Consider the following 13,373-nt stretch of genomic DNA (forward strand, 5'->3'; position numbering starts at 1 on the left):
GCCCTATCGCGGGGCAAGCCCGCTCCCACGAATTCCAGCGTGGGAGCGGGCTTGCCCCGCGATAGGGCCGGAAGCCTCTGAACGGACTTCCCAATGCCTCCGATCCCCTACTGGCGCCTCTCCAGCTTCTACCTCTTCTACTTCGCCCTGCTCGGCTCCACCGCGCCGTTCCTGGCCCTGTACTTCGACCACCTGGGCTTCTCCCCGGCGCGCATCGGCGAACTGGTGGCCATCCCCATGCTCATGCGCTGCGTGGCCCCCAACCTGTGGGGCTGGCTCGGTGACCGCAGCAGCCAGCGCCTGCTGATCGTGCGCCTGGGCGCGCTGTCGACCCTGGCGACCTTCTCGCTGATCTTCTTCGGCAAGAGCTACGCCTGGCTGGCGCTGGTCATGGCGTTGCACGCCTTCTTCTGGCACGCGGTACTGCCCCAGTTCGAAGTGATCACCCTGGCCCACCTGCACGGCCAGACTTCACGTTACAGCCAGGTACGGCTATGGGGCTCGATCGGCTTCATCCTCGCGGTTGTGGGGCTAGGGCGCCTGTTCGAATGGCTGAGCCTGGACATCTACCCGCTGGCGCTGGTGGCGATCATGGCCGGTATCGTCGTTGCCAGCCTCTGGGTGCCCAATGCGCAACCCGTCGAGCAGGCCGAGCAGCGCGGGGCAGGGGGCTTTCTCAGGCAAGTGCGGGCGCCTGGGGTCCTGGCCTTCTATGTGTGCGTGGCCCTCATGCAGCTCAGCCACGGCCCGTACTACACCTTCCTTACCCTGCACCTGGAGCACCTGGGCTACAGCCGCGGCGCCATCGGCTTGTTGTGGGCGCTTGGCGTGGTGGCTGAAGTGTTGGTGTTCTTGGTCATGAGCCGGATCTTTGCCCGCTGTTCGGTGCGCAAGGTACTACTGGCCAGCTTCCTGCTGGCCGCGCTGCGCTGGCTGTTGCTGGGCAACCTGGCCGAAATCCCGGCGGTTCTGGTGTTCGCCCAGGTATTGCATGCGGCCACCTTCGGCTGTTTCCATGCAGCGGCCATCGCTTTTGTTCAGGCCAGCTTCGGCGCTCGCCAGCAGGGTCAGGGCCAGGCATTGTATGCGGCGCTGTCAGGTACCGGCGGTGCCTTGGGTGCCCTGTACTCGGGCTACAGCTGGAAACTGCTGGGCCCACACTTCACCTTTGGTATGGCCAGCGTCGCGGCGCTCGCGGCAGCCGTTATCATTGCCTTCCGACTCAAAGAAAGCAGGAACCACCCCTGATGAGCATCCTCAGCGTATTCGACCTGTCCAGTCCGGACCTGCCGCACAAGGTGCTGACCCACCACGACGACATCGCCGCGACCCTGGCCGAGCAGGGCGTGCGCTTCGGCCGCTGGCAGTCCGGCGCGCGCCTGCGCCCGGGCAGCAGCCAGGATGAAGTGGTCGCGGCGTGCCGTGGGCCGCTCGACCAACTGATGACCACACATGGCAGCGTGGTATTTGGCGTGCTCAGCCGCGATGGCGCCGACCTGAGCCAGGCCGACCTGCGTGATGAACATGTGCATGGCAGCGATGAAGTGTTCGCAATGATCAGCGGGCGTGCACAGGTCAGCCTGCGTCTGGGCGGCGCGGTGTATGCCGTGCTGTGCGAGAAGGACGATGTGCTGCTGGTGCCGGCCGGCACGCGCCGCTGGCTGGACCTGGGGCCTAGCCCATTCTGCCTGGCCCTGCGTCTGTTCGGCAGTGAGCAGGGTGTGCAGCCACGCTTCACCGGGGATGCCATGGCGCGGCAATTTGCTGGTTTCGATGAACTCTGAATGAACTCGCGGGGCAGCTTCTGCTCACACCCTCCAAGGGTGAGCAGAAGCTGCCCCGCGAACAGGTTACGCGCTTAGCGGTAGGTCGGCAGGGCGAAGCGTTGCTGGCTCTGCAGCATGGAAATCACCGGCAGTTCGCTGGCTTGTTCGGCAAGGTCGCGGCGGATGGCGCTGATGGCCCACGACAGCTGTTCGGCACTGTGCAGTTGCGCATAGGACAGCACCCGGCGGGTCACCACGCCGTCGCTGGCGCGCAGGGTGAGCAGCACGCCGCCGTCGGGGCGCGGCTGGGTGGCAACCTGGTAGGCGGCGAAGAGCGAGGCGAATTTTTGCTGGATGAGGTCCATATCAACTCCTGACTGTTGTACTGGCAGACTTGAGTTGATGGTTGCAGTGACCGTGCCAGCCTGGGATTAAAATAAAATCCTTCTAAATCAATAAGTTATATTTGTTTTTGCAGGTGCCTGTATTGCATTCTGCACGCCCGTGCATTTTGCACAGTGCATTTTGCACGGTCATAGCCTGGCTCTCTGCCGCCGATAGAATCTGAACCTTGGACCTGTCGCTGCTGCCTGATGGAAACTTGGCCCATTGCCAGATGCCAGGAGGTTCCCGATGTCCGATCACCAGCCCGCCACCATGACCACTGAAGAAACCGCGGCCTTCGCCGAAGAGGTCTTCGAGCGCGCCCGCCGCGGCGACGCGACAATGCTCGGCCGCCTGCTCGATAACGGCCTGCCCGCCAACCTGCGCAACCACAAGGGCGACACCTTGCTGATGCTGGCCAGCTACCACGGTCACCATGACGCCGTGCAGGTGCTGCTGGCCCATGGTGCCGACCCGCTGATCGCCAATGACAACGGCCAGTTGCCCATCGCCGGCGCCGCCTTCAAGGGCGACCTGACGATGATCCGCCTGTTGCTGGAACACGGCGTACCGGTGGATGCCGCTGCCGCGGACGGCCGTAGCGCATTGATGCTGGCGGCGATGTTCAACCGCCTGGAGATCATCGACTATCTATTGGCCCAGGGTGCCGACCCCGCGCACCGCGATGCCGCCGGTGCCACTGCGCTGATGGCAGCCCGCACCATGGGTGCGGTGGATAGCGCGGCACGTCTCGAAGCATTGGCCGGCTAACTGCCCGGGGGCTTTTGCGGCTATCCTTGGCGCTTTTCACGCCAACCCGCAGGCCCCCCCATGAAAGACCAGTTGCTCGAATTCATCAGCCTCATCGGCGCCGGTTGCATGCGCGATGAGGACATCGAGCGCATCGCCGCCGAGGCCGCCGAGGCCTACGCCGACCCCGCCGCCTTCCTCGCCGCCAATCCGGACATCAACTACGACGACAGCTTCCCGTTCCCGCTGGGTGAATGGGTGGTGGTCGGCAGTCTGCCCGATACCGTGCTGTTCCAGGCCGACAGCTACCAGGACCTGTTCCAGCAGATCAGCGACTCGTTCGACAAGAGCGTGCCGTTCACCCTCAAACCGAAGCAGCTGGCGCGCACCGAGGCGCTGACTGCGCTCAACCGCATCCAGGTGCAGATGGGCGCGCTGAACAAGGAAGCCGGTGGCTACGTGCTGCTGAACTTCAGCCAATTGCTCGACGATGAGCTGCAGATGATCATGGTCGGGCAGCACGACCTGGCCCGTGTGCTGGAGCTGGGCGAGGCCGTTGGTATCAAGGTGGAGCCGGCGCTGGAAGCGCTGAAGGTGGCAGTGCACATCTGAGCCGCTGCCGTCGCGGAGCCCGTAGGAAAGGGCTCCGCGACCGGCCCGTCAACCCAGCGCGGTATCGAGGAACATCATCACCGCGAAGCCGCCCATCAGTCCCAGCGTTGCTGCGGTCTGATGCCCGTTGCGGTGGGTTTCCGGGATCACCTCGTGGGACACCACGAAGATCATCGCCCCCGCCGCCAGGCCCATGCTGATCGGGTAGGCCAGGGCGAAGCCGGTGGAAATGCCCAGGCCGATCACCGCGCCCAGCGGCTCCATCAATCCCGAGCCGATCGCCACCATCATCGCCTTGAAGTTCGACAGCCCCGTGGCGCGCAGGGCCAGGGCCACGGCCAGGCCTTCGGGGATGTCCTGGATGGCGATGGCGCTGGTCAGCGGCAGGCCGATGGCCATGTCGCCATTGGCGAAACTCACGCCGATGGCCATGCCCTCGGGCAGGTTGTGCAGGGTGATCGCCAGCACGAACAGCCACACCCGGCTCACCCGCTCGGCCTGCGGGCCACAGGGGCCGGTGCTTTCATGCTCGTGCGGAGTGAACCGGTCCAGGCCCAGCATCAGCAGCACCCCAAGGCCCATGCCCAGCACCACGGTGAAGGCCGCCGCGGGGCCGTTACCGGTGATCTCGCGGGCGGCGTCCAGGCCGGGGAGGATCAGCGAAAACGAACTGGCGGCGAGCATCATGCCGGCGGCGAAGCCGAGCATTACGTCCTGGGTGCGCGCGCTGACGTCACGCAGGATCACCGCCAGCACCGCGCCCAGGGCGGTGGCGCCGAAACCGGACAGGCCGCCGAGCACTGCCAGGTGCAGGTGGTCGGCATGGTCGCCGTTGACCGCGTTCCAGATGCTGGCCAGCAGCAATGCGCTGATGGCCAGCAGGCTCAGCACCAGGCCGGCGCTGAGCCAGGGTGTCTGCAGGGCCTGTTGCCGCCAGGCGCTGAGCAGGGAGTCAGGGGCGGCGCTTTGAGTGTGGGCGGGGGGCATGCGAACCTCGAGGGCAGTGGATAACAGCAGTCTATCCACTGACCGGCATTCCCGACCAAGGATTCCCTTCTATAGGGGCCATAGCCAGCTATGCTCTGCAGCACACACACCGTGCAGGAGCGGCACCATGGGGTCTACCTTCAACAGCCTGGTCGGCCTGATCATCCTGGCCCTGGACATCTGGGCCATTCTCAATGTGCTCAAGAGCGGCGCCGAGGTAGGGATCAAGGTGCTCTGGATCCTGCTGATCCTGCTATTGCCAGTGCTGGGGCTGATCATCTGGGCGATCGCCGGGCCGCGGGGCAATGTGCGGATCTGAAACCTCACGTCCCAACTGTGTAACTTTGTAAGGGCAGTCTACTCTCGACAAAATTTTCACACTCGATTTCTGAAAATCCGCGCCGCACAATGCGGCCTTGGTCTCACCTTGCCCACGAGGTCCAGACCACCAGGCTATTGGCGCTTTCGCCTTCCCGCAAACCGCAATCCTAGGACCTCTCCATTCATGGCTAACACGGACGCCTTGAAGCAACAGGGCGTGCGAGGCTCGTTCTCGCCGACCCTGAAATCCCACCTGGCCTACACGTTGCTCAGTGGCCTGGTGATCATGCTGATGCTCAGCCTGGTGCGCCTGGCGCTGTTGGCCTACAACAGCGACATGATCGGCGACACGCCGTACTCCACCGTCGCCGAAGGCTTCTTCAACGGCTTGCGCTTCGACCTGCGCGTGGTGGTGTACATCAGCATTCCGTTGCTGCTGGCGCTGCTCAGCCCCTGGCTGATGGCCCGGCGTGGCCTGTTCCGCTTCTGGCTGACCATCGCCTCGAGCGTGGTGATGTTCCTCGGCCTGATGGAGATGGACTTCTACCGCGAGTTCCACCAGCGCCTGAACGGCCTGGTGTTCCAGTACATCAAGGAAGACCCCAAGACCGTCATGAGCATGCTCTGGTACGGTTTCCCGGTGGTCCGCTACCTGCTGGCCTGGCTGGTCGGCACCTGGCTGCTGAGCCTGCTGTTCAAGGGCATCGACCGGTTGACCCGCGGCAACAGCAGCGCCCAGCTGTCGGGCAGCCGCAAGCTGGCGCCCTGGTACGGTCGCCTGGCGGTGTTCATGGTGGTCCTGCTGGTGGCCGTGGTCGCCGCCCGCGGTACCCTGCGCCAGGGGCCGCCAATGCGCTGGGGTGATGCCTTCACCACCGACTCCAACTTCGTCAACCAACTGGGCCTGAACGGCACCCTGACCCTGATCGATGCCGCCAAGAGCCGCTTTGGCGAGGACCGCTCCAATATCTGGAAGCCCGTACTTGACCAACCGCTGGCCACCCAGACCGTGCGCGAGCAGCTGCTGACCGCCAACGACACCCTGGTCGATGCCGACGAGGCCGCGATCCGCCGTGACTTCGTGCCGCCCGCGGCGAACACGCTGGGGGTCAAGAACGTCGTGGTGATCCTCATGGAAAGCTTCGCCGGCCACTCGGTCGGTGCCCTGGGCAGCCCGAACAACATCACCCCGTACTTCGACAAGCTGGCCAAGGAGGGCCTGCTGTTCGACCGCTTCTTCTCCAACGGCACCCATACCCACCAGGGCATGTTCGCCACCATGGCCTGCTTCCCCAACCTGCCGGGCTTCGAATACCTGATGCAGACCCCGGAAGGCGGCCACAAGCTGTCCGGCCTGCCGGCGCTGCTCAGTGCCCGCGACTATGACGACGTCTACGTCTACAACGGCGACTTCGCCTGGGACAACCAGTCCGGATTCTTCGGCAACCAGGGCATGACCACCTTCATCGGCCGCAACGACTTCGTCGACCCGGTGTTCTCCGACCCGACCTGGGGCGTGTCCGACCAGGACATGTTCGACCGCGGCAACGAAGAGCTGGCCAAGCATGACGGCAAGAAGCCGATCTACGCGCTGCTGCAGACCCTCTCCAACCACACCCCGTACGCCTTGCCCAAGGACCTGCCGGTGGAGAAGGTCACCGGGCAGGGCCGCCTGGACGAGCACCTGACCGCCATGCGCTACTCCGACTGGGCGCTGGGCCAGTTCTTCGAGAAGGCGCGCAAGGAGCCGTACTTCAAGGACACCCTGTTCGTCATCGTCGGCGACCACGGCTTCGGCAACCACCAGCAGGTCACCGAGCTGGACCTGGGCCGCTTCAACGTGCCGCTGCTGCTGATCGCCCCAGGCATCCAGGAGAAGTTCGGCGCGGTCAACCATACCGTGGGCACCCAGGTCGACATCGTGCCGACCATCATGGGCCGTCTCGGTGGCCAGGCCCGCCATCAGTGCTGGGGGCGCGACCTGCTCAACCTGCCTGAGGGCGACCAGGGCGTGGGCATGATCAAGCCGTCGGGCAGCGAGCAGATCGTCGGCCTGGTGCAGGGCGACCGCATTCTCATCGAGTCCAAGGACATGACCCCGCGGATGTACCGCTACCAGCTGGGCCGCGAGTTCAAGGCCGAGCTGATCGACAGCCCCGACCAGCCGGAAATGCTCAAGAAACTCGAGGCCTACATCCAGACGGCAACCAAGAGCCTGCTGGACAATACCGCCGGTGTCGTTCACGGCACGCCGAAGTAGCAGCGCCCAGTGGTCTCAGGAAGCCCGCCGTTGACCGGCGGGCTTTTTTCATGCGGTTTCATGCATGCGGCTGAACATTTGCCGCTGTGCCATGGTCAAGCTAGTACGCAGTTCAATCCACCGTTGTGCCAGCGAGGGCTGATCGATGAAAGCATGGGAAGTCAGCTTTGCCGACCAGAAGGGCGAGCTTAAGACGCTGCTGCTCAACGCCGAGCAATGCCCCAGCGAGGAAGACGCCGCACGCGCCATCCGTTCGAGTTTGTTCCCGCTCATGGATGAGCTTGACCTCAATGACTTCCAGGACCGCAGCTTTTCCCCCACGGCACGCTGGCTCAAGGAGCAGAGCGGCGTGACCATCACCACCATTCGCCAGCTACCCTGAGCCGCCTCGCTCTGGCGCAGTGCCTGCACAGGCACTACGCTGGAGACAGGCGCCGGCCAAATCTGCGGGTCCGCGTCGATTCCACTCGCGTCTTGCATCAGCTCGAATTGCCAGGCATGGCACGCTTGCCAGGCAGGTGCCTTGTGCACTGAAAGTCTATCCATTGCTTTGCAGGAGGACGTTTCATGAGCAGCCAATACGACGACGTCAGCAGCAATGTCCTGCGCCAGATGAAAGCTGGCGGTTTCGATTTCACCCGCATCCATCCCATCGAGTTCTATGCCGTGTTTCCCGACGAGGCCGCCGCGCGCCGGGCGGCGGTGCAGTTCCGTGGCGAGTCGCTCAGCGCCCAGGTGAGCGAGCGCGATGATGGTGCCTGGCACCTTGAGCTGAGCAAGGTGATGTACGCCACCCATGGCGGCATCGGCGCTTTCGAGCAGGCCTTCGAACGGCTCGTGTCACCCCATGGCGGCGAGGTCGAGGGGTGGGGCGTCAAGCAGGAACGGCCGATTGCCTAGGCAATGCGGCCCCGCGCGCCCTACCGTTGTTTGCGCCCGGCCATATGTTTCAGGTATGCCAGCAATGCATCGAGTTCCTGATCGCTCAGCACCTGGGTGGAGAATCCGGGCATCTTGGCCTGCGGCCAGTGCCGCAGGCTCTGCGGATCACGAAGATATTGGCGCAGGAATGCCGGCTGAAAGTATTCGGTAGGGTTGTGCGGCAGGTTCAGGTCAGGGCCCAGGTGCGCATCGCCAGCGCCATTGAGGCGGTGGCAGGCCAGGCAATTCTGCTGGAACAGGGCAAAACCCTGGCGCACCGGATCCGCATCGGGTAGCGCTGGGGCGGGCAACAGGGCGGGGAAGCGCGCCTCGACCGGTGCCAGGCTGCGAATGCTGGCGATCTGAAACGGCCATTGCTCCGGGCGGATGCCGCTCTGCTCGGGTTGGGTCCACACCAGATAGAACGGCCCGGCTCCCGGCTTGCCCTGGCCCAGTGGCGGCCAAGGCTGGGCGTTGTCCTCGATGGCCAGCCAGGCTTGTGCCGGGCCTGGCTGCAACAGCGGGCCGGCGGGCATTTCTGCAGCGAAGCCGTCGAGGGCCACCGCCTGCAAGTGGTCACTCGGTTTCACGCCCTCGAGCAATGCTGCCAGCGGTACGGCGCGGTAATGCATGGTGCGCTTGTAGGCAACGTCCTGTTCAATAGTGACGTCCCGCGCCTGGGGATGGGTGAGCAGTTGCTCGCTCTGCCAGTGCCGGCTGCCGTTACCCAGTTCGAGGGTCAGTTGCGCGGCCGCCGCTGGCAGCGGAATCAGCAAGCAGAGCAGGGTAAGGCACAGGCGCATGGGTTATCTCCAACCATCAAGGTCGGCAGGTTACCCATGCACGGTCGGAAAAGGCCACTGCCGCGATCAACCGAACAACCGGGTGAGGTTGGGCAGGATCAGCAGCAGGGTCGTGGCGAAGAGTATGAGCCCGGCTTGGCGTACTTTGGATTGTCTGAACATGGCGGACCGCCTTCTTGTTGTTATTCCTGAATAACCCTTGGCTTCCTTGTCTGGCTTCGGGTCGATCGCAGTGGCGTGATCGAACGCCTTCACTGCTTGCCGCGTGTTTGTGGATATACAACCAACACTAGGGCCCGCGTCATCCCTGTTTCAGAACCCTTCGCTCTAAAAAATATCATGTCGATTCCTCATGGCTTTAAGGCCACTGGCCACCCCGCTGACACGCTGACGCTAGACGAGTGCGCGGCAAGGGTTACCAAGGGTTACAGGGCCTACCGTTCGTCTGGACATCCTACTTGCTTGTGTAGCCCTTTCGCGTCAGTCTCTACAGCAAATCCCACCCACATGTCGTTCAGGACTACCGCTATGTCGTTACGCATCTGCATCCTTGAAACCGATGTCCTGCGGCCGGAGTTGATCGCGCAGTACCAGGGCTACGGAAGGATGTTCGAGCAGCTGTTTTCACGCCAGCCGATCGCCGCCGAGTTTGATGTGTACAACGTGATGAACGGCGACTATCCGCCGGCTGAGCGGACTTTCGATGCCTACCTGGTGACCGGCAGCAAGGCCGACTCGTTCGGCGATGATCCGTGGATCCAGACGCTCAAGGCCTACCTGCTCAAGCTGTATGAGCGGGGCGAGAAGTTGCTGGGGGTGTGTTTCGGTCACCAATTGTTGGCGTTGACCCTCGGCGGCAAGGCCGAGCGCGCCGACAAGGGCTGGGGCGTGGGCATCCACCGCTACAGCCTGGCGGCCCATGCGCCGTGGATGGACCCGCAGGTGTCCGAGCTGACCCTGCTGATCAGCCACCAGGACCAGGTCACCGAGCTGCCCGAAGGGGCCACGGTGATCGCCTCGAGCGATTTCTGCCCCAACGCCGCCTACCATATCCGTGACCAGGTGTTGTGCTTCCAGGGCCACCCGGAGTTCGTCCACGACTATTCCCGAGCCTTGCTCGACGCACGTCAGGCCTCGCTGGGCGACGAAGTCTATGCCAAGGCGGTGGCCAGCCTTGCCACCGAGCACCAGGGGGATCTGGTGGGCGAGTGGATGCTGCGCTTCGTCCAGCAGCCCGGTAGTCGCGCGATCTGAGATCCTCGTTGACTGAGGTCGCGTGGGAGCGGGCTTGCCCCGCGATGCGATGTATGGCACCGGCTTCGCCGGTGATCGCGGGACAAGTCGCAGCGGCGAACCGCCGCTCCCACGCTGATTGGCGTTACAACCAGCCCGAACGCTTGAAGCTGTAATACAGCCCCGAACAGCCCAGGGCGATCACCCCCAGCACGCCGAAGTAGCCGTAGCGCCATGCCAGCTCCGGCATGTTCTCGAAGTTCATCCCGTAGATCCCGGCGACCGCTGTGGGAAACGCCAGGATCGCCGCCCAGGCGGCGAACTTGCGCTGAGTGATGCTCTGGCGTGAGGACTCCAGCAGCATGCCGATCTCGATGGTCTGGCTGGCAATGTCGCGGATCCCGGCCAGGTCTTCCATCTGCCGCGTGACATGGATCTGCACGTCGCGAAAATAGGGGCGCATGTTCTTGTCGATGAACGGGAAGCTCAGGCGCTGCAGCTCTTCGCTGACCTCCACCATCGGCGCCACGTAGCGGCGCAGGCGCAGGATGTCGCGGCGCAGGCTGTGCAGGCGCTGGATGTCTTCTTCCTTGAGCGAGTTGCTGAGCACGCTCTGCTCCAGCTCCTCGATCTCGCCGTGGATGGCCTCGCTCACCGGCTGGTAGTTTTCGGTGACGAAATCCAGCAGGGCGTAGAGCACGAAGTCCTCGCCGTGCTCAAGCAGCAAGGGGCGCGCCTCGCAGCGCTGGCGCACCAGGGCGTAGGACTTCGAGTGGCCGTTGCGGCAGGTGATGATGTAGCCGTTGCCGGCGAAAATATGCGTCTCGATAAACTCGAGCTTTCCCTCGTGGCGCACCGGCGAGTAGGTGACGATGAACAGGGCATCGCCGAAGGTCTCCAGCTTTGGCCGGCTGTGTTTCTCCAGGGCGTCCTCGATGGCCAGCTCGTGCAGGCCGAACTGGCGCTGCAGGTTGGCCAGTTCCTCGGCGTTGGGCTCTTCCAGGCCGATCCAGACGAAGTGCCCGGGCTTGCGCGCCCATTGCGCGCCCTCGTCGAGGCTGATGTTGGTGACCTTCCTGCCGGCGCTGTACACCGCCGATGCGACGACTCGACCCATGGTTGTCCGCTTATCCGATTGAACACGCTACACAGCTTGGGCTGTGTAGCGGCACGGGGCAAGTCCGCACGCCGATCAGGGCGCGGTGAGCTCGCTTTCCATATGGTCGATGCAATGCTGCATCTGGCTGCGGCACTGTTCGATCAGCGCGGGCAGGTCCTGTTGGGTCAGGCCCGCGGTGGCGATGGGGGCCAGCGAGCGGATGACCACCGTGCGCTGGCGCCAGCTGTTCAGGCTCAGGCGCCTGGTGTAGCGGCTGACGCATACCGGCACGATCGGCACGCCGGCCTCGATCGCCATGTGGAAAGCGCCTTTCTTGAACGCCAGCAACTGTTCGCCGGGGTTGCGCGTGCCCTCGGGGAAGATCCAGATCGAAGTATCGTCGCGCAGGGTCCGGGTGGTGGTCTGCATGGCCTTGCGAGCCTGATAGGCGTTCTTGCGGTCGACCAGCACATTGCCGCCCAGCCAGAACAGCTGGCCGAATAGCGGGATCCAGCCCAGGCTCTTCTTGCCGATGGCCACGGTGCGGCGCGGCACGACCTGGCCGAGGATGAACAGGTCATAGTTGGACTGGTGGTTGGCGATGATCACGCAGCCGGGGGGCTGGTCCCACAGCGGGCCGACCTCGGCCTTGACCTTGATGCGCAGCAACCAGGCGGTCGGTACGCTGTACAGGCGGGCGAACAGGCGGCTGTTGTCGGGATTGAACGGGCGCAGCAGGCCAATCACCAGGCCGACGACACCCACGAGCAGAAAGTGCAGCGCCAACAGGAGCATGCGGAGCATATAAAGCATGGTACGACTCACACCGGACAGTCGCGGCGCAGTGTACGGGTGTGCACTGGTGGGGGCAAACGTTGCTGTAGCGTGGGAGGTCAAGTGGGAGCGGGCTTGCCCCGCGATGGCGTCACCTTGGGTGATCGCATCGCCGGGCAAGCCCGCTCCCGCAAAGTCCTGTGAGGAAAATCCCTGGATGGACTCAGCCCAGGTGGTTCTGGTCCGCCAGGATCGCCTCGTCCAGCGCCTCCAGCAGGCCCTTGCGCACCTTCAGCTTGGTGTTCTTGTGCGCCAGCATGTTCAGCTTCTTCATTTCGCGGGCGGCGGCCAGGGCGGTTTCGTGCAGCTTTTCAGCTGGCACCACCTTGTCGAGGAAGCCGGCTTCCCGGGCACCCTGCGGGTCGAACACTTCGGCATTGTTCACCGAGCGCTGGAATGCCGCACGGCCGAGGCGGTCACGGGCAAGCTCGATACCGGCGTGGTGCATGGTCATGCCGATCTGCACTTCGTTCAGGCAGATCTTGTAGGGGCCTTCGACACCGATGCGGTAGTCGCCCGACAGCAGCAGGAAGGCGCCCTTGGCCACGGCATTGCCGGGGCAGGCGACGATCACCGGGAAAGGGTGCGACAGCAGGCGCCGGGCCAGGGTGGAGCCGGCGGTGACCAGGCCCACGGCCTCCTTGGGGCCGGCGGTCATCACCTTGAGGTCGTAGCCGCCGGAGAGAATGCCCGGCTGGCCGGTGATGATCACCACCGCGCGTTCCTCGACGGCGCGATCGAGCGCGGCGTTGAAGGCTTTGATCACATCCGGGGAGATGGCATTGACCTTGCCGTTGTTCAGGGTCAGGGTGGCGATGCCGTCTTCGGCGTGGTAGGTAATCAGCTCGCTCATGGCAGAGTCCTTTGGATGGCGTGGCGACGACGTTACCCAGCGGCGCCGGCCAGGTAAAGCACCAAGGCTGACTGGTCGGTCAGCGCCGCGCCGCCGTGCCTTGCGCCATCTGGGCAGCGCTGAGCGGGTGGGGAAAAGCGCTGGGTACAATGGCAGCATTGCCCTGATTGGCCAGAGTTTTCGGCCGATTGCCTTAAGCGCATGAAAATTCTGAAAAAAATGCTTGCCAAGTAAAAGCTCTTCTACTAAATTAGCGCGCCTCGACAGGCTGAATAGCTTGAAGAGAAAACGGTGAAGTGTCCGAGTGGTCGAAGGAGCACGCCTGGAAAGTGTGTATACGAGAAATCGTATCAAGGGTTCAAATCCCTTCTTCACCGCCACATTCTACGAGAAGCCCCCGAATCGAAAGGTTCGGGGGCTTTTTGTTTGTCGCTTTGTTTTTACCTGTGCGATCGCATCGCCGGCAAGCCGGCTTGTGTCTTGAAAGGCTCTTAGACTGAAGGGGTGAGAGCGGTGGATGGCAGACTGCAAGCCGGCGGTGCCCTAGAGC

General features: G+C 63.8%; 15 protein-coding genes and 1 tRNA gene. 10 read left to right on the forward strand and 6 right to left on the reverse strand.

Features of this window, described 5'->3' with window-relative positions; all coding sequences use genetic code 11:
• The first annotated feature begins 93 nt into the window (after nt 1-93).
• On the forward strand, nt 94-1,248 hold the full coding sequence (locus DFS21_RS03850) for an MFS transporter (protein ID WP_111531875.1): 1,155 nt from the start codon (nt 94-96) through the stop codon (nt 1,246-1,248).
• Nucleotides 1,248-1,784 carry an oxidase gene (locus DFS21_RS03855; RefSeq protein ID WP_111531876.1) on the forward strand — a complete coding sequence of 179 codons (537 nt, stop codon included), beginning with the start codon at nt 1,248-1,250 and terminating at the stop codon, nt 1,782-1,784. Before DFS21_RS03850 ends, DFS21_RS03855 begins: the two co-directional genes overlap by 1 nt.
• A 74-nt stretch (nt 1,785-1,858) precedes the next feature.
• Here DFS21_RS03855 and DFS21_RS03860 read toward each other — a convergent pair whose 3' ends face one another.
• Nucleotides 1,859-2,131: a DUF3509 domain-containing protein gene (locus DFS21_RS03860; RefSeq protein ID WP_046856587.1), complete on the reverse strand. Its 273-nt coding sequence runs from the start codon at nt 2,129-2,131 to the stop codon at nt 1,859-1,861.
• A 268-nt stretch (nt 2,132-2,399) separates the two neighbouring features.
• Here DFS21_RS03860 and DFS21_RS03865 point away from each other — a divergent pair, with 268 nt between their 5' ends.
• Both DFS21_RS03865 and DFS21_RS03870 read left to right on the forward strand, forming a co-directional pair.
• On the forward strand, nt 2,400-2,921 hold the full coding sequence (locus DFS21_RS03865; protein WP_111531877.1) for an ankyrin repeat domain-containing protein: 522 nt from the start codon (nt 2,400-2,402) through the stop codon (nt 2,919-2,921).
• Nucleotides 2,922-2,981: 60 nt separating this feature from the next.
• Nucleotides 2,982-3,512 carry a hypothetical protein gene (locus tag DFS21_RS03870; RefSeq protein WP_102684198.1) on the forward strand — a complete coding sequence of 177 codons (531 nt, stop codon included), beginning with the start codon at nt 2,982-2,984 and terminating at the stop codon, nt 3,510-3,512.
• 48 nt (nt 3,513-3,560) lie between these two features.
• Here DFS21_RS03870 and DFS21_RS03875 read toward each other — a convergent pair whose 3' ends face one another.
• On the reverse strand, nt 3,561-4,499 hold the full coding sequence (locus DFS21_RS03875) for a ZIP family metal transporter (protein WP_178081993.1): 939 nt from the start codon (nt 4,497-4,499) through the stop codon (nt 3,561-3,563).
• Nucleotides 4,500-4,626: 127 nt separating this feature from the next.
• On the opposite strand from DFS21_RS03875, the gene DFS21_RS03880 reads away from it, so the two are divergent.
• The 4 genes from DFS21_RS03880 (at nt 4,627) to DFS21_RS03895 (ending at nt 7,980) form a co-directional block, all read left to right on the forward strand.
• Nucleotides 4,627-4,818, forward strand: coding sequence for a PLDc N-terminal domain-containing protein (locus DFS21_RS03880; protein WP_023629733.1), 192 nt, complete (start codon nt 4,627-4,629; stop codon nt 4,816-4,818).
• 186 nt (nt 4,819-5,004) lie between these two features.
• Complete coding sequence (locus DFS21_RS03885) at nt 5,005-7,080, forward strand: LTA synthase family protein (RefSeq protein WP_110698122.1); 2,076 nt, start codon at nt 5,005-5,007, stop codon at nt 7,078-7,080.
• Between the two features lie 145 nt (nt 7,081-7,225).
• Nucleotides 7,226-7,462 (forward strand): hypothetical protein, encoded by a 237-nt coding sequence (locus DFS21_RS03890; protein WP_102684200.1) that lies wholly within the window; start codon nt 7,226-7,228, stop codon nt 7,460-7,462.
• A 185-nt stretch (nt 7,463-7,647) separates the two neighbouring features.
• Nucleotides 7,648-7,980, forward strand: coding sequence for a ribonuclease E inhibitor RraB (locus DFS21_RS03895; RefSeq protein WP_102684201.1), 333 nt, complete (start codon nt 7,648-7,650; stop codon nt 7,978-7,980).
• 20 nt (nt 7,981-8,000) lie between these two features.
• Here the strand turns inward: DFS21_RS03895 and DFS21_RS03900 are convergent, their stop codons facing one another.
• Nucleotides 8,001-8,804: a cytochrome c gene (locus tag DFS21_RS03900; protein ID WP_110698124.1), complete on the reverse strand. Its 804-nt coding sequence runs from the start codon at nt 8,802-8,804 to the stop codon at nt 8,001-8,003.
• Between the two features lie 528 nt (nt 8,805-9,332).
• On the opposite strand from DFS21_RS03900, the gene DFS21_RS03905 reads away from it, so the two are divergent.
• Nucleotides 9,333-10,058 carry an amidotransferase gene (locus DFS21_RS03905; RefSeq protein ID WP_110698126.1) on the forward strand — a complete coding sequence of 242 codons (726 nt, stop codon included), beginning with the start codon at nt 9,333-9,335 and terminating at the stop codon, nt 10,056-10,058.
• Nucleotides 10,059-10,182: 124 nt separating this feature from the next.
• Here DFS21_RS03905 and DFS21_RS03910 read toward each other — a convergent pair whose 3' ends face one another.
• The 3 genes from DFS21_RS03910 to DFS21_RS03920 all read right to left on the reverse strand — a co-directional run bounded on the left by DFS21_RS03910 (nt 10,183) and on the right by DFS21_RS03920 (nt 12,823).
• On the reverse strand, nt 10,183-11,154 hold the full coding sequence (locus DFS21_RS03910) for a magnesium and cobalt transport protein CorA (RefSeq protein WP_110698128.1): 972 nt from the start codon (nt 11,152-11,154) through the stop codon (nt 10,183-10,185).
• A 75-nt stretch (nt 11,155-11,229) separates the two neighbouring features.
• Nucleotides 11,230-11,949 carry a 1-acyl-sn-glycerol-3-phosphate acyltransferase gene (locus tag DFS21_RS03915; RefSeq protein WP_111531878.1) on the reverse strand — a complete coding sequence of 240 codons (720 nt, stop codon included), beginning with the start codon at nt 11,947-11,949 and terminating at the stop codon, nt 11,230-11,232.
• 184 nt (nt 11,950-12,133) lie between these two features.
• Nucleotides 12,134-12,823, reverse strand: coding sequence for a crotonase/enoyl-CoA hydratase family protein (locus DFS21_RS03920; protein WP_110698132.1), 690 nt, complete (start codon nt 12,821-12,823; stop codon nt 12,134-12,136).
• 290 nt (nt 12,824-13,113) lie between these two features.
• Between DFS21_RS03920 and DFS21_RS03925 the strand changes: the two genes are divergently transcribed.
• A tRNA-Ser gene (locus tag DFS21_RS03925) sits at nt 13,114-13,203 on the forward strand.
• Nucleotides 13,204-13,373: the final 170 nt, after the last annotated feature.

This window comes from Pseudomonas sp. 2848 (assembly GCF_003253945.1).
Lineage (GTDB): Bacteria > Pseudomonadota > Gammaproteobacteria > Pseudomonadales > Pseudomonadaceae > Aquipseudomonas.

Coding starts and splice junctions, on each gene's coding strand:
- DFS21_RS03850 (WP_111531875.1), top strand. CDS start 94: ATGCCTCCGATCCCCTACTGGCGCCTCTCCAGCTTCTACCTCTTCTAC.
- DFS21_RS03855 (WP_111531876.1), top strand. CDS start 1,248: ATGAGCATCCTCAGCGTATTCGACCTGTCCAGTCCGGACCTGCCGCAC.
- DFS21_RS03860 (WP_046856587.1), bottom strand. CDS start 2,131: ATGGACCTCATCCAGCAAAAATTCGCCTCGCTCTTCGCCGCCTACCAG.
- DFS21_RS03865 (WP_111531877.1), top strand. CDS start 2,400: ATGTCCGATCACCAGCCCGCCACCATGACCACTGAAGAAACCGCGGCC.
- DFS21_RS03870 (WP_102684198.1), top strand. CDS start 2,982: ATGAAAGACCAGTTGCTCGAATTCATCAGCCTCATCGGCGCCGGTTGC.
- DFS21_RS03875 (WP_178081993.1), bottom strand. CDS start 4,499: ATGCCCCCCGCCCACACTCAAAGCGCCGCCCCTGACTCCCTGCTCAGC.
- DFS21_RS03880 (WP_023629733.1), top strand. CDS start 4,627: ATGGGGTCTACCTTCAACAGCCTGGTCGGCCTGATCATCCTGGCCCTG.
- DFS21_RS03885 (WP_110698122.1), top strand. CDS start 5,005: ATGGCTAACACGGACGCCTTGAAGCAACAGGGCGTGCGAGGCTCGTTC.
- DFS21_RS03890 (WP_102684200.1), top strand. CDS start 7,226: ATGAAAGCATGGGAAGTCAGCTTTGCCGACCAGAAGGGCGAGCTTAAG.
- DFS21_RS03895 (WP_102684201.1), top strand. CDS start 7,648: ATGAGCAGCCAATACGACGACGTCAGCAGCAATGTCCTGCGCCAGATG.
- DFS21_RS03900 (WP_110698124.1), bottom strand. CDS start 8,804: ATGCGCCTGTGCCTTACCCTGCTCTGCTTGCTGATTCCGCTGCCAGCG.
- DFS21_RS03905 (WP_110698126.1), top strand. CDS start 9,333: ATGTCGTTACGCATCTGCATCCTTGAAACCGATGTCCTGCGGCCGGAG.
- DFS21_RS03910 (WP_110698128.1), bottom strand. CDS start 11,154: ATGGGTCGAGTCGTCGCATCGGCGGTGTACAGCGCCGGCAGGAAGGTC.
- DFS21_RS03915 (WP_111531878.1), bottom strand. CDS start 11,949: ATGCTTTATATGCTCCGCATGCTCCTGTTGGCGCTGCACTTTCTGCTC.
- DFS21_RS03920 (WP_110698132.1), bottom strand. CDS start 12,823: ATGAGCGAGCTGATTACCTACCACGCCGAAGACGGCATCGCCACCCTG.